This window comes from Pseudomonas putida (genome assembly GCF_028682395.1).
Taxonomy (GTDB): Bacteria; Pseudomonadota; Gammaproteobacteria; order Pseudomonadales; family Pseudomonadaceae; genus Aquipseudomonas; species Aquipseudomonas putida_AB.
In genome coordinates, this window is the sequence record NZ_JANHLC010000002.1 from 296,273 (window position 1) to 317,157 (window position 20,885).

The 20,885-nt window shown below is 61.8% G+C and carries 16 protein-coding genes and 2 pseudogenes; 10 read left to right on the forward strand and 8 right to left on the reverse strand.

Annotated elements, in window-relative coordinates; genetic code table 11:
• Positions 1-7 precede the first annotated feature (7 nt).
• The 4 genes from nuoN to NPS46_RS06690 all read left to right on the forward strand — a co-directional run bounded on the left by nuoN (position 8) and on the right by NPS46_RS06690 (position 6,230).
• Positions 8-1,471 (forward strand): NADH-quinone oxidoreductase subunit NuoN, encoded by a 1,464-nt coding sequence (nuoN, locus tag NPS46_RS06675; RefSeq protein ID WP_274105641.1) that lies wholly within the window; start codon positions 8-10, stop codon positions 1,469-1,471.
• Between the two features lie 520 nt (positions 1,472-1,991).
• On the forward strand, positions 1,992-3,233 hold the full coding sequence (locus NPS46_RS06680; protein ID WP_274105642.1) for a YcaO-like family protein: 1,242 nt from the start codon (positions 1,992-1,994) through the stop codon (positions 3,231-3,233).
• A gap of 216 nt (positions 3,234-3,449) precedes the next feature.
• Complete coding sequence (locus NPS46_RS06685) at positions 3,450-5,567, forward strand: TonB-dependent receptor family protein (RefSeq protein ID WP_274105643.1); 2,118 nt, start codon at positions 3,450-3,452, stop codon at positions 5,565-5,567.
• Between the two features lie 27 nt (positions 5,568-5,594).
• Entirely contained in the window at positions 5,595-6,230 is a 636-nt protein-coding gene (locus NPS46_RS06690; protein ID WP_274105644.1) for a Vat family streptogramin A O-acetyltransferase, read from the forward strand.
• A 2-nt stretch (positions 6,231-6,232) separates the two neighbouring features.
• Here NPS46_RS06690 and NPS46_RS06695 read toward each other — a convergent pair whose 3' ends face one another.
• Positions 6,233-7,297, reverse strand: a complete 1,065-nt coding sequence (locus NPS46_RS06695; RefSeq protein ID WP_274105645.1) for an AI-2E family transporter — start codon at positions 7,295-7,297, stop codon at positions 6,233-6,235.
• A 145-nt stretch (positions 7,298-7,442) separates the two neighbouring features.
• Here NPS46_RS06695 and yegQ point away from each other — a divergent pair, with 145 nt between their 5' ends.
• Entirely contained in the window at positions 7,443-8,786 is a 1,344-nt protein-coding gene (yegQ, locus tag NPS46_RS06700; protein ID WP_274105646.1) for a tRNA 5-hydroxyuridine modification protein YegQ, read from the forward strand.
• A gap of 100 nt (positions 8,787-8,886) precedes the next feature.
• Here yegQ and NPS46_RS06705 read toward each other — a convergent pair whose 3' ends face one another.
• Positions 8,887-10,206: a Na+/H+ antiporter family protein gene (locus tag NPS46_RS06705; protein ID WP_274105647.1), complete on the reverse strand. Its 1,320-nt coding sequence runs from the start codon at positions 10,204-10,206 to the stop codon at positions 8,887-8,889.
• 560 nt (positions 10,207-10,766) lie between these two features.
• On the opposite strand from NPS46_RS06705, the pseudogene NPS46_RS25270 reads away from it, so the two are divergent.
• Together NPS46_RS25270 and NPS46_RS25275 are read left to right on the forward strand one after the other, a co-directional pair.
• A pseudogene (locus NPS46_RS25270) lies at positions 10,767-11,837 on the forward strand (HAMP domain-containing protein); the annotation flags it as partial.
• 342 nt (positions 11,838-12,179) lie between these two features.
• Positions 12,180-12,695 (forward strand): annotated as a pseudogene (locus NPS46_RS25275) (methyl-accepting chemotaxis protein); the annotation flags it as partial.
• 27 nt (positions 12,696-12,722) lie between these two features.
• Here NPS46_RS25275 and NPS46_RS06715 read toward each other — a convergent pair.
• The 5 genes from NPS46_RS06715 to NPS46_RS06735 all read right to left on the reverse strand — a co-directional run bounded on the left by NPS46_RS06715 (position 12,723) and on the right by NPS46_RS06735 (position 15,769).
• Positions 12,723-14,045: a sensor histidine kinase gene (locus NPS46_RS06715; RefSeq protein WP_274105649.1), complete on the reverse strand. Its 1,323-nt coding sequence runs from the start codon at positions 14,043-14,045 to the stop codon at positions 12,723-12,725.
• The gene (locus tag NPS46_RS06720) at positions 14,042-14,710 is read right to left on the reverse strand and encodes a response regulator transcription factor (RefSeq protein ID WP_274105650.1); all 669 of its coding nucleotides are present in this window, start codon (positions 14,708-14,710) and stop codon (positions 14,042-14,044) included. The genes NPS46_RS06715 and NPS46_RS06720 overlap by 4 nt, the downstream gene beginning before the upstream one ends.
• Positions 14,710-15,018 (reverse strand): PepSY domain-containing protein, encoded by a 309-nt coding sequence (locus tag NPS46_RS06725; RefSeq protein ID WP_274105651.1) that lies wholly within the window; start codon positions 15,016-15,018, stop codon positions 14,710-14,712. The genes NPS46_RS06720 and NPS46_RS06725 overlap by 1 nt, the downstream gene beginning before the upstream one ends.
• On the reverse strand, positions 15,018-15,326 hold the full coding sequence (locus NPS46_RS06730) for a PepSY domain-containing protein (protein WP_274105652.1): 309 nt from the start codon (positions 15,324-15,326) through the stop codon (positions 15,018-15,020). The genes NPS46_RS06725 and NPS46_RS06730 overlap by 1 nt, the downstream gene beginning before the upstream one ends.
• Before the next feature lie 77 nt (positions 15,327-15,403).
• Positions 15,404-15,769 (reverse strand): VOC family protein, encoded by a 366-nt coding sequence (locus NPS46_RS06735; RefSeq protein WP_274105653.1) that lies wholly within the window; start codon positions 15,767-15,769, stop codon positions 15,404-15,406.
• A 194-nt stretch (positions 15,770-15,963) separates the two neighbouring features.
• On the opposite strand from NPS46_RS06735, the gene NPS46_RS06740 reads away from it, so the two are divergent.
• Entirely contained in the window at positions 15,964-17,037 is a 1,074-nt protein-coding gene (locus NPS46_RS06740) for an NAD(P)-dependent alcohol dehydrogenase (protein ID WP_274105654.1), read from the forward strand.
• A 109-nt stretch (positions 17,038-17,146) separates the two neighbouring features.
• Here the strand turns inward: NPS46_RS06740 and NPS46_RS06745 are convergent, their stop codons facing one another.
• A complete protein-coding gene (locus NPS46_RS06745) occupies positions 17,147-18,697 on the reverse strand; it encodes a nucleobase:cation symporter-2 family protein (protein WP_274105655.1) in 1,551 nt (516 codons plus the stop codon).
• A 129-nt stretch (positions 18,698-18,826) separates the two neighbouring features.
• Here NPS46_RS06745 and NPS46_RS06750 point away from each other — a divergent pair, with 129 nt between their 5' ends.
• Both NPS46_RS06750 and NPS46_RS06755 read left to right on the forward strand, forming a co-directional pair.
• Positions 18,827-19,777: a LysR family transcriptional regulator gene (locus NPS46_RS06750; RefSeq protein ID WP_274105656.1), complete on the forward strand. Its 951-nt coding sequence runs from the start codon at positions 18,827-18,829 to the stop codon at positions 19,775-19,777.
• A gap of 147 nt (positions 19,778-19,924) precedes the next feature.
• Positions 19,925-20,758, forward strand: a complete 834-nt coding sequence (locus NPS46_RS06755) for a nucleoside-binding protein (protein WP_274105657.1) — start codon at positions 19,925-19,927, stop codon at positions 20,756-20,758.
• The last annotated feature ends 127 nt before the right edge of the window (positions 20,759-20,885 follow it).

The following is a 20,885-nucleotide window of genomic DNA, read 5'->3' on the forward strand; positions in this document are numbered from 1 at the left end:
GAGCGCTATGGACCTGACGATTCAACACTTTATTGCGCTTGCGCCGCTGCTGATTACCAGCCTCACCATTGTCGTGGTGATGCTGGCTATCGCCTGGCGCCGCAATCACTCCCAGACATTCCTGCTGTCGGTGGGCGGTCTTAATCTGGCCCTGCTGTCGATCCTGCCAGCCCTCAAGGTTGCGCCCCTGGCAGTGACCCCACTGTTGCAGTTCGACAACTTCGCCTGCCTATACATGGCCCTGATCCTGGTAGCGACCCTGGCCTGCGTCACCCTGGCCCACGCCTACCTCGGCGATGGCGGCACGGGTTATCCGGGTAACCGCGAAGAGCTGTACCTGCTGATGCTGCTGGCTGCCCTGGGTGGCCTGGTACTGGTCAGCGCGCAGCACCTGGCGGGCCTGTTTATCGGTCTGGAACTGCTCTCGGTACCGGTCTACGGCCTGGTGGCCTATGCCTTCTTCAACAAGCGCTCCCTGGAAGCCGGCATCAAGTACATGGTGCTGTCGGCTGCCGGTTCCGCGTTCCTGTTGTTCGGCATGGCGCTGCTGTACGCCGAAGCCGGCAGCCTGAGCTTCAGCGGCATCGGCCACGCCCTGGCCGCCACCGGCATGCCCGCCCCACTGGCCCAGCTTGGCCTGGCCATGATGCTGGTCGGCCTGGCGTTCAAGCTGTCCCTGGTGCCGTTCCACCTCTGGACCCCGGACGTCTACGAAGGTGCCCCGGCGCCGGTCGCGGCGTTCCTGGCCACAGCGAGCAAAGTGGCGGTCTTCGCGGTCATGGTGCGTCTGTTCCAGCTCTCGCCTGCGGCCAACAGTGGCGTACTGAGCGATGTCCTGGCCGTGATTGCAGTGGCTTCGATCCTGATCGGTAACCTGCTGGCCCTGACCCAGAGCAACCTCAAGCGTCTGCTGGGTTACTCGTCCATCGCCCACTTCGGCTACCTGCTGATCGCCCTGGTGGCGAGCAAAGGTCTGGCCGTGGAAGCCATGGGCGTGTACCTGGTCACCTACGTGATCACCAGCCTGGGTGCATTCGGCGTGATCACGCTGATGTCCTCGCCCTACAAAGGCCGTGACGCCGACGCCCTGTACGAGTACCGCGGCCTGTTCTGGCGTCGTCCGTACCTGACCGCCGTGCTGACCGTGATGATGCTGTCCCTGGCCGGTATCCCGCTGACCGCCGGCTTTATCGGCAAGTTCTACATCATTGCCACCGGCGTCGAGTCGAAGCAGTGGTGGTTGCTCGGTTCGTTGATCATCGGTAGCGCCATCGGCGTGTTCTACTACCTGCGCGTGATGGTGACCCTGTACCTGATCGAACCCAACCTGCGTCGCCACGATGCCCAGTTGCACTGGGAACAACGTGCCGGTGGCGTGATGTTGCTGGCGATTGCGGTACTCGCGTTCTTCCTCGGCATCTACCCGCAACCGTTGCTGGAACTGGTTCAGCAGGCGGTACTGGCAGGCTAAGCATCACTGTCGAACCCAAGACACCCCGCACGAGGCGACTCGGCGGGGTTTTTTTTCGCCCGCACGAGACCTCTGCGTCTACACACCACGAAGTCCAGCCGCCTGGCCTGGCCGGATCGGATAAACATCCCAACCCATCACTGCGCCACTCCAGGCAAGCGCAAGCCAGCATCGGCACGACGCCCTCGCCCGCCACACACAAATTTACGCACCTATAAAAGTTATACAAACCTATTCCTACAATACCAACCAACACAGCTAAACGCGTCACAACCAATACCCAACAAAGCGTTTATTGACAGTAACTTTCATCGCCGCCTAAATTTCGGCGCGCCACACTCAAATGTAAGTGGTTGATGCAAGCACAATCAGATACCTAGTCATGTAATTTTATTTATGAGCTACATGCTGTCGTGGCTCGCCAATGCTGTCGCCAACCGAAATGAAAGAGAGCTGGAACAGAGCGCCGGTTAAATCTGCGGGGAAAACCACGCCCGCCCTCAACCTATCCAGAGATGGCATGAATACACTCAGTCCGCCACCCGAGCGCGAGCGCCCGCTAAACCAAGCGCATCAGCAGATACTCTACGAGCTGAACCGCTTGAACCTGCAGGCCGATATTGCCGAGTACGGCGACAGGCTTGTCTTTGCCCATGTCCAACTCAGATCGATATTGGCGGAGCGTTATTCATCGGGTTCGGGCAAGGGTTATAAACACGCCGCCTTGGTCGGTGCCTTGTATGAAGCCCTCGAACATTACTTGATCGAACATCACTATCAGGACACCCACATTCACTATCAAAGTAATAGTTACTTCAAACAACTGGGCTTTTTATTTGACGACAGCCTGCTGGACCTCATTACACAACAGTCACCCTGCACATTGGCTTGCCGACACTACAGTAATCCCCTGGATGGCAAGAGCTTCTCCTATCCGCTGATTCTTACTCAGCCCCACTATGCCGACAGCCCCCTGCCCGAAGACCACTTCGACTACCGCGCGCTGAGGCGCTACAGCAGCGATAGCGGGACCGCCATTGGCGCGACCCACGACGAAGCGGTACTGCACGGCATCAATGAATGCATCGGCCGCGATGCGGTCTCGCTGTTCCTGCTGGCACATTTCTACTATGGCCATGACGTACCGCTGCACCGCGTGCTTCCGGTCGATTCGGCAAGCCCTCTGGGGCAGCTGTGGCATGACGTGGAGCGGCAGTTGGATACCGAAGTCGTGGTGCTCACTATCAGCAGCGAGTTCGCCGCCAAGACTTACCTGGCTTTTACCCGCACCGAATATCCCCACGCCTGTGTGTTCGGCTCGGGCACGTCACTCAACGCCCACTCGGCACTCAGCCACGCCCTGAGCGAACTGGTCCAGCTGCACCTGGCCACACAGCACGAGGCCGTGCGCCAGAGCCTGGTCGAGGCACAACACAACCTCGCCGCGTTCCCCAGGCTGCAACGCTGCCAGTTGTTCGATACCCACTACCTACTTTCACGCCCGTCCTCATGGGTCGCACTGCCCGCTGACGAAGCCTTGCCGTCCCTGCGCCGCCAGATCACCCGCCTGGCCCAGGACCTGCGCGCCCACCGGCGCGAACTGGGCGTCTGCACCCTGTACCGCTCGGAGTCGGGTACCTCCCTGGTCAGCGTCGTCATCCCCGGGCTCGAGCGCTTTTTTATCGTCGGCAGTGGCAATGTCGTGGTCCCCCAGGCCCGTGGTCTTGCGCGCTATGGCCAGCGACATGGCGTCAGCGCATAAGCCTCAGGCAACGCCCCTGCGAGCGCGAAGTCATCCGTACGATCCATCAGCAAGTCGCCACAGCGAGCTGTTCACGTTCCCTGTATGGCAGGCGCCCGACCGACAGGTCAGCGTGCCCGAGGCACCGACGGCGGACCACAACCTGTTTGTTGCGAACGATTCTTCAAGGCGATAGGCTGCGCGGCTTGCCTATGCGCCTGCCTCTGGAACCCGTCGATGCGTGCCCGCCTACCGTCTTTGCTGCCCCTCGCTCTGCTCTGTGTCACTCCCCTGCCGGCCAGTGCGACCAGCGTCGAACTGGGTGCCGTGCAGGTGCGCAGTGATGAAAGCAGTGAGCTGGACAACGCCCGCGCGCGCTTGGAACAAACCCCAGGGGCCAGCAACCTGATCGACCTCGAACAGGTCGAGCGTGGCCGTGTCGCCGGCAATCAGGATGTGCTGGCCTACCAACCGGGAATCTACGCCCAGTCGGCCGGCAATGATGGCGCCAAGGTTTCCATCCGTGGCTCGGGGATCAACCGCGCACCGGGCAGCCACGGCTCCGGCGTCTATGTCACCTTCGACGGTCTGCCGCTGACCGGTCCCGGCGGCACCCCCTACGAGCTGTTCGAACCCCTGTGGCTTAGCCGGGTGGAGGTGCTGCGCGGGGCCAACGGCTTCGACAAGGGCGCACTGGCCCTGGGCGGCGCCATTGACTACATCACCCATACCGGTCGCGACGCCGCGCCGTTACAGGTGCGCTACGAGACCGGCAGCTATGGCTATCGCAAGCGCCAGATCAGCTCCGGCCAGGTTCTCGGCGATCTGGATTACTACGTCGCCCTGACCGATTCCGACACCGACGGTTATCAGGACCACACCCGAGGTAGCAGCAAGGGGATTGCCGCCAATATCGGCTACCGCTTCAATCCGAACCTGGAAACCCGTTTCTATCTGCGCTACCGCGAAACCGACAACGAATTGGCCGGGCGGGTCACCCAGGCGCAGATCAAGCACGCGCCACGGTCGGCCAATCCGGCCTACCTCCGGCGCGATGCCAGTCGCCCGCAACCAGGCAGTACCTGGCTGGGCAACAAGACCACCTTCTATCTGGATGACGACGCCAAGCTCGAAGCCGGCCTGGTCTACCACGATTACCCGATGGACCTGCGCGAAGGCCCCAATCGCCTGAAAGTCGCCTACACCGATATCAGCGCCAGCCTGAACTACAGCCGCCGCGACACGCTGTTCGGCCTACAAAGCCAAAGCACCCTGGGCCTGCGCTCGACCAAACACCTGCCCAATAGCGGCGCATCGGAATTTGTGCGCGTCCCGGAAGGCACGACCGCCACCTACCCGGTAGGCACCCGTACCCGGGATTTCAGCTACCAGGGCTCCGATAGTGTGCTGCATGCGGGTAATGACCTGGAACTGGTCCCCGATCTCTGGCTGAGCAGTGGCCTGGCGCTGATCTACACCCGCCGCGAAAGCGCGGTGAGCTACCCGACCACTGGCGGCAAGGTCAGCCAGCACGACTGGGACTACGCCCCGCGCCTCGGCCTGCGTTATGAGTTCAGCCCGCAACTGCAGGTCTACACCAACCTGTCCCGTTCGGTCGAGCCACCCCACCCGTGGGCGCTGATCTGGAGCGGCGGCTTGCGCTTCCCGGCTGCGGCGGGGCCGTCTGCCAACCTGCAAAGCACGCCGATCGAGCTACGCAATCAGACCGCGACCACCCTGGAAATCGGTGCCCGCGGGGAGGCTGCCCCGGGCCACTGGGATATCGCCGCCTACTACGCGGCGGTGCACCATGAACTGCTCAATGTCGAAACCCTGGAACCCAACGGCAGCACGGTCCAAAGCGAACGCAATGCCAGCCCCACCGTGCACCAGGGCATCGAAGCCAGCCTGGACAGCCTGCTCTGGCAACGGGCCGATGTCGGCAAGCTCGCGCTGCGCCAGGCCTACACCTTCAGCGACTTCCACTACCGCGACGATGCCGCCTTTGGCGACAACCGCCTGCCGGGCATCCCACAGCACTACTACCAAGCAGAGATCCGCTACGACCATCCTCTCGGTTTCTATGTGGGGCTCAACACCCAACTGGCTTCGCGCATCGCCGTGGACTACGCCAATTCGCGCTATGCCTCGTCCTACCACCTCTATGGCGCGACCCTGGGCTATGCCTCGCCCCAACAGGACTGGCACACCTGGCTCGACCTGCGCAACCTGAGCGGCGAGCGCTACGCCGCCACGGTCACCCCCGGCTACAACGACAAGGGCGCCGATCTGGCGCGCTCCACACCGGGCGAAGGACGCGGCATCTATGCCGGCGTGTCCTACAGTTTCAGGTAAACGCCCACACCACCCGAGGAGACACGGATGTACGGCCCGGACCCGCGCAACAAGCACCCCATGGCAGGCTTTCCCCAGGTGTGTTTTATCCGTAATACCGTCGACAACCCCCATATCAGCATTGGCGACTACACCTATTACGACGACCCGGTGGACTCGGAAAACTTCGAGCGCAACGTGCTTTACCACTTCCCGTTTATCGGCGACAAACTGATCATCGGCAAATTCTGCGCCCTGGCCCGCGACCTCAAATTCATCATGAATGGCGCCAATCACAAAATGGCCGGGGCCTCGACCTACCCGTTCCAGATCTTCGGCGGCGGTTGGGAACAGGTGATGCCGACGCTGGCCGAGCTGCCTTACAAGGGCGATACGGTGATCGGCAACGATGTCTGGATCGGCTACGAAGCCTTGATCATGCCGGGCGTACAGATCGGCAACGGCGCCATTGTGGCCGCACGCTCGGTGGTCACCGCCGATGTACCGGCCTACACCATTGTCGGTGGCAACCCGGCCAAACCGCTCAAGCAGCGCTTCAGCCCCGAGCAGATCGCCGCCTTGCAGGCGCTGGCCTGGTGGGACTGGCCGATCGAGACCATCAGTCAGCACCTGCCCCTGATCGTGGCGGCCGATATCGACGCGCTGCTGCGGTGCCGCGACTGAAGTTAGCCCGGCAGCCTTACCTGCTTCTTGGTCTGCGCAAAGATCGCCCAACTGGACATAAACAGCGCGGCGATCAGCGGGCCAATCACAAAGCCGTTCAGGCCAAACACCGCCAGCCCGCCCAGGGTACTGATCAGGATCAGGTAGTCGGGCATCCGGGTGTCCTTGCCCACTAGGATCGGGCGCAACACATTGTCCACCAGCCCAATCACGAACACCCCGAACAGCGACAGCAGCACCCCCTGCCAAATCGCCCCGCTCAGCAGGAAATACACCGCCACCGGGGCCCAGACAATCCCAGCGCCCACCGCCGGCAGCAGTGATAGAAACGCCATCAAGACCGCCCAGAGCAGCGCGCTGGGAATATCGAGAAACCAGAAAATCAACCCGCCGAGTGCACCTTGGGTCACCGCAACCAGCAGGTTGCCCTTGACCGTAGCGCGCACCACCCGATTGAATTTCAGTTGCAACCGGCGTTTCTGCGGCTCCGCCAGGGGCACCGCGGCGCGCACCTTGCGGGCCAGCTCAGCGCCGTCGCGCAGGAGGAAGTACAACAGGTAGAGCATGATGAAAAAGCTCACCACAAAATCCAGGGTGCCCTGGCCGAAGCTGAACGCCTGGCTGGCGAAGTACTGACTGCCCTGCATCGCCCCCTTGGCAATCTTGTCGCGCAAGCCCTCGAAGTTGCCCATGCCCAGGCGGTCCAGCCAGTGTTGCGCATAGGATGGCAGTAGGCCCTTGAAATGCTCCAGGTAGCCGGCGATATCCAGCTGGCCGCTCTCGATATTCTTGTAGAGCGTTGTGCCTTCTTGTACCAGCAGCGCGCTGACCACGATCACCGGCAGAATCGCGATCACCAGGCAGATGCCCAGCGTACACAACGAACTCAGGTTGCGCCTGCCGTTGAACCGCGCGAGCAGACGCCGCTGCAACGGTGCAAAGACAATCCCCAGGATCACCGCCCAGAACACCGCGCCGTAATACGGCAGCAGGATCCAGACAAAAGCCATGCTCACCAGCACCAGCAGCAGGATCAGCGTCTTAAATTGCAGGGTGTTTTCGTTCATGGACAGTCCCGGTCGGCCAGGCGCCGCAGTGCGCCTGATCGTTAGTCCGCACACGCGCCGCATTGGTTCAGGGCCACCTGATCCAGGTCAATAAAACCCACTCTCCAGCCCATTAATATCGCGACCTTTTGCGAACGATCCGACCATGCCCCTTGCCTCCCCCGAACTCCTCGCGCCTGCCGGCACCCTGAAGAACATGCGCTACGCCTTTGCCTACGGCGCCGATGCGGTCTATGCCGGCCAGCCTCGCTACAGCCTGCGGGTGCGCAACAACGAGTTCGACCATGCCAACCTGGCACTGGGGATCGCCGAAGCCCAGAGCCAGGGCAAGCGCTTCTACGTAGTGGTCAATATCGCGCCGCACAACGCCAAGCTGCGCACCTTCCTCAAAGACCTGGAGCCGGTGATCGCCATGGGCCCGGACGCGTTGATCATGTCCGACCCAGGGCTGATCATGCTGGTGCGTCAACACTTCCCACAGATGCCGATTCACCTTTCCGTGCAGGCCAACACGGTGAACTGGGCCAGCGTGCAGTTCTGGCAGCAGATGGGCCTGAGCCGGATCATCCTGTCGCGCGAACTGTCCCTGGAGGAAATCGCCGAGATCCGCCAGCAGGTGCCAGACATGGAGCTGGAAGTCTTTGTCCATGGCGCCTTGTGCATGGCCTATTCGGGGCGCTGCCTGCTGTCGGGCTACATGAACAAGCGCGATGCCAACCAGGGTTCCTGCACCAACGCCTGCCGCTGGAAATACTCCGCCCAGGAGGCCAGCGAAAATGCCGTCGGCGATATTGTCCAGCGCTTCGACCCGGCCATCGCCGAGCCCACCCTGGGCATTGGCGCCCCGACCGATCAAGTGTTTCTTTTACAGGAGGCCAATCGCCCCGACGAGCTGATGCCGGCCTTCGAGGATGAACACGGCACCTACATCATGAATGCCAAGGATCTGCGCGCCGTACAGCATGTCGAGCGCCTGACGAAAATGGGCGTGCACTCGCTGAAGATCGAAGGGCGCACCAAATCGCACTTCTATTGCGCGCGTACCACCCAGGTCTACCGTCAGGCCATCGACGACGCCGTGGCTGGCCGCGAATTCGACCGCCACCTGATGACCGACCTGGAGTCACTGGCCCAGCGTGGCTACACCGAAGGCTTTTTGCGCCGCCATGTGCATGACGAATATCAGAACTACCAGAACGGCAGCTCGGTTTCCGAGCGTCAGCAGTTTGTCGGCGAACTGACCGGCGAGCGCCGTGACCGGCTGGCCGAGGTCAAGGTCAAGAACCGCTTCGCAGTGGGCGACCACCTGGAACTGATGACCCCCAAGGGCAACTTCCACTTCGACCTGAACCAACTGCACAACGCCCGCGGCGAAGCCATCGACGTCGCACCGGGCGACGGGCATACCGTGTACTTGCCGATCCCCGATCAGGTCGACCTGGCCTATGGCCTGCTGATGCGCGACCTTAAGCACGGCGGCGATCAGTAAGACCGGGCCAGGCTGACGCCCAGAGCAAACACCCTGCACTCAACATGCTCGAGCGGCCACCCGGCTCCCACCGGGCGATGGCCGCCGTCTGAAAGAAGCGTTAGAGCACCATCGCCGCCACCCAGCCAAACAGCAGCAGTGGCAGGTTGTAATGCAGGAAGGTCGGTACCACGGTGTCCCAGATATGGTGGTGCTGGCCATCGATATTCAGGCCCGAGGTCGGCCCCAGGGTCGAATCCGAGGCCGGTGAGCCGGCATCACCCAACGCCCCAGCCGTGCCCACGATGCAGACAATCGCCAGCGGGCTAAAGCCCAGTTGCACGCACAGCGGCACAAAAATCGCGGCCAGAATCGGCACGGTCGAAAACGACGAACCGATGCCCATCGTCACCAGCAACCCCACCAGCAACATCAGCAACGCACCAACGCCACGGCTATGGCCAATCCAGCTGGCCGAGGATTCAACGAGCGTCTTGACCTCCCCCGTGGCCTTCATCACTTCGGCAAACCCCGAGGCGGCGATCATGATAAAGCCGATCATCGCCATCATTTTCATGCCTTCGGTAAACAGATCGTCGGTCTCGCGCCAACGCACAACTCCGGAAACCGAGAAGATCAGGAAGCCGGCCAGTGCACCGACAATCATCGAGTCCAGCAGCAACTGGATCACGAACGCTGCCGCAATCGCCACGCCGGCGACCAGCAGGGTCAAGGGGTTGTACTGCACCGCCACCTGCTCGGCCTGTTCGATCTTCTTCAAGTCATAACGGCGCTTCTTGCGATAGCTGATAAAAACCGCCGTCAACAGCCCCACCAACATCCCCAGGGCGGGGATGGCCATGGCCTGGCTCACATTGACCTGGCTAATGTCCACACCACTTTTACTGACATTGGCCAGCAGGATCTGGTTAAGGAAAATATTGCCAAAGCCGACCGGCAAAAACATGTACGGCGTAATCAAGCCAAAGGTCATGACACAGGCGATCAGACGTCGATCAAGTTCCAACTTGGTCAATACATAGAGCAGCGGCGGCACCAGCAACGGAATAAAGGCGATATGAATCGGCAGGACATTCTGCGAGCAGATCGCCACGACCAGCAGCAGACCGATCAACAGCCATTTCATCCCGCCGCCGCCCGCCGCCTCTTGCCGGCCAACCATCGCCAGCGCCTTGTCCGCCAGGGCATGGGCCAGGCCCGACTTGGCAATCGCCACCGCGAAGGCGCCGAGCAAGGCGTACGACAATGCAACAGTAGCACCGCCACCCAGGCCGGCATTGAAGGCCTTGAGCGTGTCGGCCATGCCCAGCCCTCCGACCAGACCACCCGCAATGGCACCGACGATCAGTGCGATGACCACGTGCACACGGGACAGGCTGAGGACCAGCATGATGCCGACCGCAGCGATGACTGCATTCATCTTTGTTACTCCACAACCAGAAACAACAGCAATAAGTGATGGCTTCGGCCACGAACCGCATAGGCAGTTGCCGAACTAAAGGAGGTTTTTTATTCGAGGGCGCGCACTTTGCAGCAGGTCCGACAGCTTGTCAAAGCGCTGGACCCGCCACCCGACCAAAGTTGCCCAATGATCATTTAAAGGAAAATACGCGCTTGTCATCAGCGTTCGTCCGACAATCCTTCAATTTTCCTAGCGTAATAGTGCCAAGTTCGTACTGATTTGCCGCATTACATAAAGAAACAGATTCTTATGTCGTTACAATCCGCTATTACCTTGCCTAACTGCTCAAGGATGGACCCATGTTTCTTCGACAACTCTCCATTCAATGGAAGATCACCCTCCTCGCCGGGCTGTGCCTGCTGGGTATCGTCAGCCTGCTGGTGGGCCTGTCGCTCTATCGCATGGAACACAACGCCGACCAGGTCAAAGCCGCCAGCGCGCAGATGCTCGACAGCTCGGCCCAGGCGCGCATCGAGGCCCAGGGCGAAGTCCAGGCCTTGGGTATTCGCCGCCAGTTCATGGACGCCTACCAATACGGCAGCGGCTTCTCCCGCCAGGTCCTGTTTTTGCGCGAGCAGGCGGAAAAACGTTTTCTCGACGCCTTCGACCTGCGCGAAGACCTGACCCGCCAGGTCAAGACCGCCTTGCAGAATAATCCGGAGCTGCTGGGCCTGTCCCTGGTCTTCGAAGCCAATGCCCTGGATGGCAAGGATGAGTTGTTTGTTGACCAGAAAGATCTGGGCAGCAATGAAAAGGGGCGCTTTGCACTCTACTGGTCGCAACCGATCCCCGGCCAGATCACCGCCATGAGCCTGCCCGAGCGCGATATCGCCGATACCAGCGCCGGCCCCAGCGGCGAGGCGAACAATGCCTGGTTCACCTGCCCGCGCAGCACCCTCAAGCCCTGCGTGATCGAACCCTACTTCTACGAGATCAATGGCCAGAACGTGCTGATGACCAGCATCGTCTTCCCGTTGATGGATGACGGCAAAGTCATTGCCTCGCTGTCGGTGGACATCAACCTCAACAGCCTGCAGACCCTGAGCCAGCAGGCCAGTGCCAAGCTGTACGACGGCCAGACCCACGTCAGCATCATCAGCCCGCTGGGCCTGCTCGCCGGCCATAGTGCCGATGCCGGCAAACTCGGCCAGCGCCTGGTCCAGGTCGATGGCGCCGATGGTCCACAACTGCTCGGCCTGCTCACCCGTGGCCTGGAGCCGCAAAGCCTGCGCAGCCATGGCAATCTGAAAATTCTGGCGCCCTTCCTGCCCATCCCCAATGGCAAGCCATGGGGCGTGCTGCTCGACGTGCCGGAGCCGGTGCTGGTCGGCCCCGCCGAGCACCTCAAAAACCAGTTGGACGCAAGCAACCACGAAAGCACCCTGATCGAATTGACCCTGGGTCTGCTGGCTGCGGTGCTCGGCCTGCTGCTGATCTGGCTGATGGCCCGCAGCGTGACCCGGCCGATCCTCGCCGTGGCCCATATGCTCGAAGATATCGCCAGTGGCGAAGGCGACCTGACACGCCGCCTGGACTACGCCAAACGCGATGAGCTGGGCGAACTGGCGGGCTGGTTCAACCGTTTTCTCGACAAGCTGCAACCGGTGATTGCCGAGGTCAAGCGCACCGTCCAGGACGCCCGTGGCACCGCCGACCAGTCGGCCGCCATCGCCAGCCAGACCAGCGCCGGCATGGAGCAGCAGTACCGCCAGGTCGATCAGGTGGCCACCGCCTCCCACGAAATGAGCGCCACGGCGCAGGATGTCGCACGCAGCGCCGCCCAGGCGGCCCAGGCCGCCCGCGAAGCGGACCAGGCGACGCAGGAGGGGCTCAAGGTCATTGATCGCACCACGGCCAGCATTGGCCATCTGGCCGCCGACATGAGCGATGCCATGGGCGAAGTCGAAGGGTTGTCGGCCAATAGCGAGAAAATCGGCTCGGTCCTGGAAGTGATTCGTGCCATCGCCGAGCAGACCAACCTGCTGGCCCTCAACGCGGCCATTGAAGCGGCCCGGGCCGGGGAAGCCGGACGCGGCTTTGCCGTGGTCGCCGATGAGGTGCGCAACCTGGCTCGCCGCACCCAGGAGTCGGTGGAGGAAACCCGCCAGGTGATCGAACAATTGCAGGCCGGCACCCGCGATGTAGTCGAGTCCATGGGCAACAGCCATCGCCAGGCCCAGGACAGCGTCGACCAGGTCAGCCACGCCGTGACCGCGCTGCAACAGATCGGCAATGCCGTTACGGTAATTACCGATATGAACCTGCAGATTGCCAGCGCCGCCGAAGAGCAGAGCGCCGTGGCCGAAGAGATCAATGGCAATGTGACGAGCATTCGCGATGTCACTGAGTCGCTGTCCGAGCAGGCCAACGAGTCGGCGCGGGTCAGCCAGGCGCTCAACAGCCTGGCCAATCACCAGCAAGGCTTGATGGACCAGTTCCGCGTCTAGGGCACTCACCCTCTCGCCGTACCATGGCTACGGCGAGAGGGTTTTCTCCAGCTCGACATCCACCCGCAACCCACCCAGCTCGCTGTCGCGCAAACTCAAGCGGCCGCCCCAGGCCTCGACAATATCGCGCACGATCCCCAGCCCCAGGCCGTGGCCTTGGGTGTGCTCGTCCAGCCGTGCGCCACGACCAAAAACCTTGTCACGCTGGCTGGCCGGGATTCCCGGGCCATCATCCTCGACACTCAGGCGATAACCGCCCGGCAGGGTTTCGACGCTCAGCCGGACCTGGCTATCGGCCCACTTGCAGGCGTTGTCCAGCAGATTGCCGAGCAGCTCCAGCAGATCTTCCCGATCCCAGGGCAGGCCCAGCCCCGTCGGCGCCTGCCAGCTCAGATCCAGATGGCCACCATGCATCATCTGCAGGGTGGCGAACAGCGCCGGCAGCTCGCGGTCGCAGTCGAATCGCGCACCCGGCAAGGCCTCGCCGGCCAGTCGTGCGCGATTGAGTTCGCGGCCCAAGCGCTGTTGGATCTGTTCCAACTGCTCGCGCAGCACGCGCCGCAGTTCGGGATGCTGATCCAGGGCCGGACCTTGCACCGCACTGCCCAGCACCGCCAGCGGCGTCTTCAGCGCATGCCCCAGGTTCCCCAGGGCATTGCGCGAGCGGGTCAGGCTCGCCTCGGTATGCACCAGCAAATGATTGATCTGCGCCACCAGGGGCTCGAACTCGACCGGCACCTGGGTATCGAGCTGCGAGCGCTGGCCCTGCTGCAGTTGGGCGATCTGTTCGCGTGCGCGCTCCAAGGGACGCAGTGCGCCACGCACAGTCAGGCGTTGCAGCAGAACAATCATGAGCAAGCCGAGCAGGCCAAGCCCGAAACCGATCCGCTGCACCCGGGCAAAATTCTCCCGTAGCGGGCTGTAGTCCTGGGCAACGGTAATGGAGATCGCCTGGCCCAGGCGCCGGTAGTCCGAGCGCAGTACCAGCAGTTGCTGATCTTCCGGCCCCTGCTGCAGGGTGTCGAGCAGACCGGGGCTGGCCGGCTGTTCAAGCTCGGCATCCCACAAGGAGCGCGAGCGCCAGTGGTTGCCGGCAAAGTCGATACGAAAGTAATGCCCCGAAAACGGCCGTTGATAGGCCGGCGACAAGCGCTGTTCATCCAGCTGGATGCCCGCCGGGCCACGGACCAGGGCCACCAGCAGGCTTTCGCTGTCGTTGCGCAGCTCATCTTGCAGATAGCGCTTGAGCCCGCTCTCGAACAGCCACAGGCTGGTCTGCGCCAACCCCAGCCCGACCACCAGGATCACACTGGCCAGCCCCAGGCTCAACCGCCGCTGGATCGACCTCACGACGCCTGGGCGCCGTAGACATAGCCCTGGCCACGACGGGTTTCAATCACCTCACGGCCCAGCTTGCGGCGCAGGTGATTGACATGCACTTCCAGCACATTGGAATCGCGCTCGGTTTCACCGTCATAGAGATGGTCGGCCAGATGGCTTTTGGAAAGAATCCGCTGGGGATGCAGCATGAAATAACGCAGCAGGCGAAACTCGGCGGCCGTCAGCTGGATCTGTTCGCCGTCGCGAATGACGCATTGACGCCCCTCATCGAGCTGCAGGCCGGCCACTTCCAGGGTCGGTTGATTGGGCTGGCCCTTGGAGCGGCGCAACAGTGCCTGGATCCGCAGTTGCAGCTCTTCGGGATGAAACGGCTTGCTCAGGTAGTCATCGGCCCCGGCCTTGAGCCCTTCGATGCGCTCGGCCCAGGAACCGCGTGCAGTCAACACCAGTACCGGCACCGCAAGCCCGTCGGCGCGCCATTGCCTGAGCACGTCCAGGCCCGGCAGCCCCGGCAGACCGAGGTCGAGAATAATCAGGTCATAGGGTTCGCTGGCGCCCTGATACAGGGCATCGCGCCCGTCGGCCAGCCAGTCGACGGCATAGCCCTGGCGCTGCAGGCCCGCCAGCAGTTCATCGGCCAGTGGTACATTGTCCTCGACCAGCAACAGGCGCATCAGTTGTCTTCCTTGTCTTTGAGCAAGCGCCCGGTGCGGGCATCGAGTTCGAGTTCGCGCACCACGCCTTCGCGGGTCAGCAACTCGACTTCATAGACGTAGATATCGTCCTCTTCCTCCAGCTCCGCTTCCAGCAAGCGGGCCCCGGGGTAATGCCCCAGGGCCTGTTGCAGCAAGTGCTCCAGAGGCAGGATCAAGCCCTCCTGACGCAAGCGCAGGGCCTCGTCCTGATCCAGGTCACGCGCCATCGCCAGCGAACAGAGGGCAAGCAGTGCCAGCATGGCCCAGGCGCGATATTTTGCCTTCATTACGTATCCTGATGATCCTTGAGCACTTGCCCGGTCGTGGCGTCCAGCTCCACGTCCCATTCGACGCCCTGGGCGTCACGCAGCTCGACTTGATAAATGTACTTGCCGTAGGCCTCTTCCAGCTCGGTCTCGACCACCGTGGCTCCCGGGTGCTTGGCCAAGGCCGTGGCATTGAGCTGCTCGAAGGACTGGATAGTCCCGGCATCGCGCAATTTTAGCGCGACATCCGGGCCCAGGTCGCGGGCAAAGGCAGAGGCGGTGCCCAGGCTGAAAGTGGCGGCGGTTATCAATGCGATCAGGGCTTTCATGGTCAGTCTCCGTAATATTGTGAAATATCCACATCGGGCACCCTACCCTCGATCGCTTAAACCAAGCTGAATAAGCCCTAGCGCTGACGCCAGGCGCGGCTGGAAATGCTCAGGGAATTCTTGTCCGGATCCTTGGCATTGGCAAAGCAGTAGCCGTCACCCTGATGAGTCGGGCCGAATACCAGCCCGCGCTCGGCACTCTCACGCTTGAACGCCTCCACATCCTCGACATCGAACACCAGCTTGATCCCGACATGGCCCAGCTTGATGCTCTTGGCTGCCGGATGCAGATAGATCGCCAGGCCGCCAATCGGCGAGTGCAGCTCGATCATCCCGCCCGCCTCGTCCGGCACCACTTCAAAGCCGAAATAGCGCTGATAGAACGCGGCCGTGACCGACATATCACGGGTATAGAGGGTAATGCGAGAGATGGCGGGCGCCATGGCCGATCCTTGGAATGTCTGGGGAGAGCGAACATCCCACTTAAGCTTTTTTTTGTCCAGCCATCGGCCCACATCCGTGGAGGGCCTCGCCCTTGACCTCGATCAACGCCCATCAGGTGTCAGCGCGTAGAACCTGTACAGGTGCGTCACGACGTCTACCCTTGAGCGGTGCTCATCCACAGGAGGTTTCCCCCATGGCCCTTATGAAAGCTGCAGTCTTCGTCGAAAAGAACCGCATTGTCCTCGAAGACAAGCCCATCCCAGAGGTGGGTCCACTGGATGCCCTGATTCGCATCACCACCACCACGATCTGCGGCACCGATGTGCATATTCTCAAGGGCGAGTACCCGGTCGCCCGTGGCCTCACGGTGGGTCACGAGCCGGTGGGCATCATCGAGAAGCTGGGCTCGGCGGTGATCGGCTTTGAGGAAGGCCAGCGCGTCATCGCCGGCGCCATTACCCCCAGCGGCCATAGCTTTGCCTGCCTGTGCGGCTGTGGTTCCCAAGACGGCCCGGATACCCGCCACGGCTTCAAGGCCACCGGCGGCTGGAAGTTCGGCAACACCATCGACGGTAGCCAGGCCGAGTACCTGCTCGTTCCAGATGCTACGGCCAACCTGTGCGCCATCCCCGATGCCCTGAGCGATGAAGAAGTGCTGATGTGCCCGGACATCATGTCCACCGGTTTTTCCGGGGCTGAGCGGGGCCAGGTCCAGATCGGCGATTGCGTGGTGGTCTTTGCCCTGGGCCCCATCGGCCTGTGTGCAGTGGCCGGTGCGCGACTCAAGGGCGCCACGCGGATTATCGGGGTCGACACGGTGCCGGCTCGCCAGGCCATGGCGCGGCAATTGGGGGCCAGCGATATCGTCGATTTCACTCAGGGTGATCCGGTCGAGCAGATCATGCGCCTGACCGATGGCCGCGGGGTCGACGTCGCCATCGAAGCCCTGGGCCTGCAAAGCACCTTTGAAGCCGGGCTGCGGGTACTGCGCCCTGGCGGTACGCTGTCGAGCCTGGGGGTGTATTCCACGGACCTGCGCATTCCGGTGGACGCCTTCAGTGCCGGGCTGGGTGATAAATCCATCGTCAGCACCCTGTGCCCGGGCGGCAAGGAACGCATGCGCCGGCTGATGGACGTGGTTGCCTCGGGCCAGGTCGACCTCAAGCCGCTGGTCACCCACCACTTCAAGCTCGACGAGATCGAGGCGGCCTACGATCTGTTCGCCAATCAGCGCGACGGTGTCATGAAAATCGCCATAAAACCTTGAGAGCCACCGGGAGCACCAAGACTACAGACGGCCAGCAAAAGCACCCTGGGCTCGCCCGTAGCTCGTAGCTCGCAGCAAAAAAAACGGCAGCCTTAGGCTGCCGTCTTATTTAGTGGGTGCCGCTCGTTTCGGCCACCGCGCTGCGCGTCGATGCGCCCTCCGTCTGACGAGGGCCTACGCCGCAACTGACCGGGCTGGCCGCCCGCATCGGAATCTCATTGTCATGGGCGTCGAACAGCTTGCCGTCCATGAAGTAATCACCCTCGTGCAGCGCTTCGACATCCTGGAAGCACAGGCTGCGCTCGGTACCGGCGACAAACACCGACTGCTGATCCGAGTTGCCGGCAGTGAAGTGGTTGAACGCCAGGTTCAGTGCAATGGCCATGATCGCCGACGAGCTGATGCCCGAGTGGAAGATGGTCGCAAACCAGCTGGGGAAGTGGTCGTAGAAACTCGGCGCGGCGATGGGGATCATGCCGAAACCAATCGAGGTGGCCACGATGATCAGGTTCATGTTGTTGCGATAGTTGACCTTCGACAGGGTGCGGATACCACTGGCGGCCACCGTGCCAAACAGCACGACACCGGCACCACCCAGTACAGAGGTCGGCACCGCAGCGATCACACGCCCCATAAATGGCATCAGCCCCAACAGCACCAGCACCAGGCCACCCGTGGCAACCACGTAGCGGCTCTTAATCCCGGTCACGGCGACCAGCCCGACGTTCTGGGCAAACGCACTCTGGGTGAAGGAACCAAAGATCGGCGCCAGCATGCTCGACAGCATGTCGGCACGCAGGCCATTGCCCAGGCGCTTGGAATCAACCTTGGTGTTGATGATCTCGCCCACCGCGAGGATATCCGCCGAGGTTTCCACCAGGATCACGATCACCACGATGCACATGGACAGAATGGCGGCCACGTGGAAAGTCGGCATGCCGAAATGGAACGGGCTCGGCAGGCCGAACAACGCACCTTCACCGACCTTGGAGAAGTCGGCCATACCCAGCGCCACCGCGATCAACGTACCGATCACCATGGCCAGCAAAATCGACAGGCGCGAGATGGTCGCACTACCCACCTTGCTCAAGACCAACACCAGCAACAACGTCACGGCGGCCAGGCCGATATTGGACATGCTGCCAAAATCCGCGGAGCGGCTGTTGCCGCCCATGGCCCAGCGCGCCGCCACCGGCATCAGCGTCAAGCCAATGGTGGTGATGACAATGCCCGTCACCCGCGGCGGGAAGAATTTGGTGATCCGGGAGAACACCGGCGTGATCAGCAATCCGATCAGGGACGCCGCCATCACCGCCCCCAATACTGACTGGATGCCACCCTCACCGCCACTGCCCGCAACAATCGCCACCATGGTCGCGACACCCGCAAACGATACGCCCTGGATCAGCGGCAACTGACAGCCAAAAAACGGTATACCAATGGTTTGCAACATGGTTGCCAGGCCACCCACAAACAGTGAGGCAGCGATCAGCAGACCAATTTCTGCCGGCGACAGCCCGGCAGCCTGGCCGACGATCAGCGGTACGGCAACGATGCCGCCATACATGGTCAGCACGTGCTGGAGACCGTAAGCCACGTTTGCCGCGACGCCAAGATTTTCATCTTCCGGCCGCTGATTTGTATCCAATGGATTCTTCATGGTGAGGGGATTCTCTGTTTTTGTTGTGCCAACACTGTATGCAACAAAACAAAGATGTGTCCACCACATTGTATACAATTACTGATCCAGGGCATTTTCCGCCCCAACCCGCCTTCGAGGGCTCGCCCAATGACCCGGCAGAAACTGCGCATCCACTCCTCGGCTATCCACTACTTCGACATGGTCCGGCGTTGCCACTCGATTCGCGAGGCAGCACGCCGGCTGAATGTCGCCTCCTCGGCGGTCAACCGGCAGATCCTGAAAATCGAGGATGAAATCGGCGCGCCGCTCTTCGAGCGCCTACCCGGCGGTCTGCGCCTGACCCTGGCCGGCGAACTGCTGGGGCGCCATGTCACCCTGGTGCTGCAGGACCTGGAGCGGGTGCGCCTGGAGTTTGATGCGCTGCAGGGGCTGCAAAGCGGCCACGTGGAAATTGCCACGGTCGAGGGCGCGACCGTCGACCTGCTACCCCGAGTCCTCAAGCGCATGCGTGACCTGCACCCGTGCGTCACCATCGGCGTCACGGTGCAAGGCTCCCAGGCCATCCCGGAGGCCGTCAGCCAGGGTCGTGCAGACCTGGGCTTAGCCTTTGCCCTGCCCCGCAACGCGGAAATCCGTCAGGTCAGCGTCGGGCATTTTCGCGTCGGCGCCCTGGTTCCACCTGACCACGCTCTAGCCGGCCATGCCGAAATCAGTTTCGCCGCCTGCGCCGAGCATGGGCTGATCCTGGCCAAGTCCGAACTGTCCCTGCACCACCTGATCACTCCCCTGTACAAGCGTCTTGGCACCACCGACAAGCCGGCGTTGCAAAGCAACTCCATGGAACTGGCGCGACAAATGGCCCGGCACAATCTGGGGATCGCCTTCCAGACACGGATCGGCGTCGAAGCCGACCTCGCCAACGGCCAATTGCAGCACTTGCCCCTGAACGACCAGGGCGGGATCTTCAGCGATCTGGGACTTTACGCCCGCAGCGGAAGGATCTTGCCGGGCGCAGTCGAGGCCCTGGCCCACCTGCTGGGCGAAGAAATTGCCCTGCGCGAACGCCAGGAAATGCCTGGCCCCGCTGGGTTTTCCTGACTGAAAAATCAAGAGAGCCGATGCCAATGCGGCATCAGTGCGCTCGATATTCTGTTCTTTGGCGCTCGCCGAGCTTGTGCCGATACTGCGCCCGGGCGGCGGCCAGTGGGCCCGCCGTAAGCCAGAACGCCATAGGACATAATAAAAATGAGAAAGGCATTGCAAGGCGCGACCCTGGTACTCGCCGTTATCGGCAGTGGGCAGGCAGTCGCCGTGGAGTGGATGAACAATAGCGTCGGATTTCGTTACGGCCAGGAGTTCACCAACCCCAACAACCCGAAAGAAATCAGCAAGCGCATCTACAGCTTCACCCACGCCAGCGGCTATCGCTACGGCAGCAACTTCCTGAACCTGGACGTCTTCCTGTCCGACACCAACGACAAGCGTAAAGGCACCGACCACGGTGGCAGCGAAGTCTATGCGGTCTACCGGCACCAACTGTACGCCTCGCGCGTGTTCGATAGGCCGCTGGGGAGCGGGATCATCAAGGACTACGCGCTGACCTTCGGCTTCGACGTCAACCGTAACAACAACCTCGCCTCGGCGAAGAAGCGCGCGGTGGTGATCGGCCCGACGCTGAAATTCAACACCATCGGTGTGCTGGACCTAAGCCTGATGTACTACAAGGAAAATAACCATTCCGGCATCCCGGGCGCGAAAGACCCCAATCACACCTTCGACAGCACCTATATGCTGAACCTGACGTGGCTACGCCCGTTCGAGATCGGCAACCACGCTGCCAAGTTCCAGGGCTTTATCAACCATGTCGGCGACAAGGGCACGGACTACAACTACCGTGACACTGCCCCGGAAACCCTGGTGCGTACCGCGCTGATGGTCGCTGCCCTGCCGGGCAAGAACATCAAACCCAATGTCTACTTCGGCGTCGGCTATGAATACTGGCACAACAAATTCGGGGTCGATGGCGGACGGGGCAGCCGGACGTCAGCGCCCACACTCAACATGGAAGTCACGTTCTAGCTAGGCAATCGCACCCTTGAAAAACCAAGGCCGGCGCGCAAGATCACCTTCAGGCCGGCCTTGTGTTTGTTTTTACCTGAGTGAATTCGTGCGTGTTCGGTGCTACGACCCATGAGGTTCACCGCAA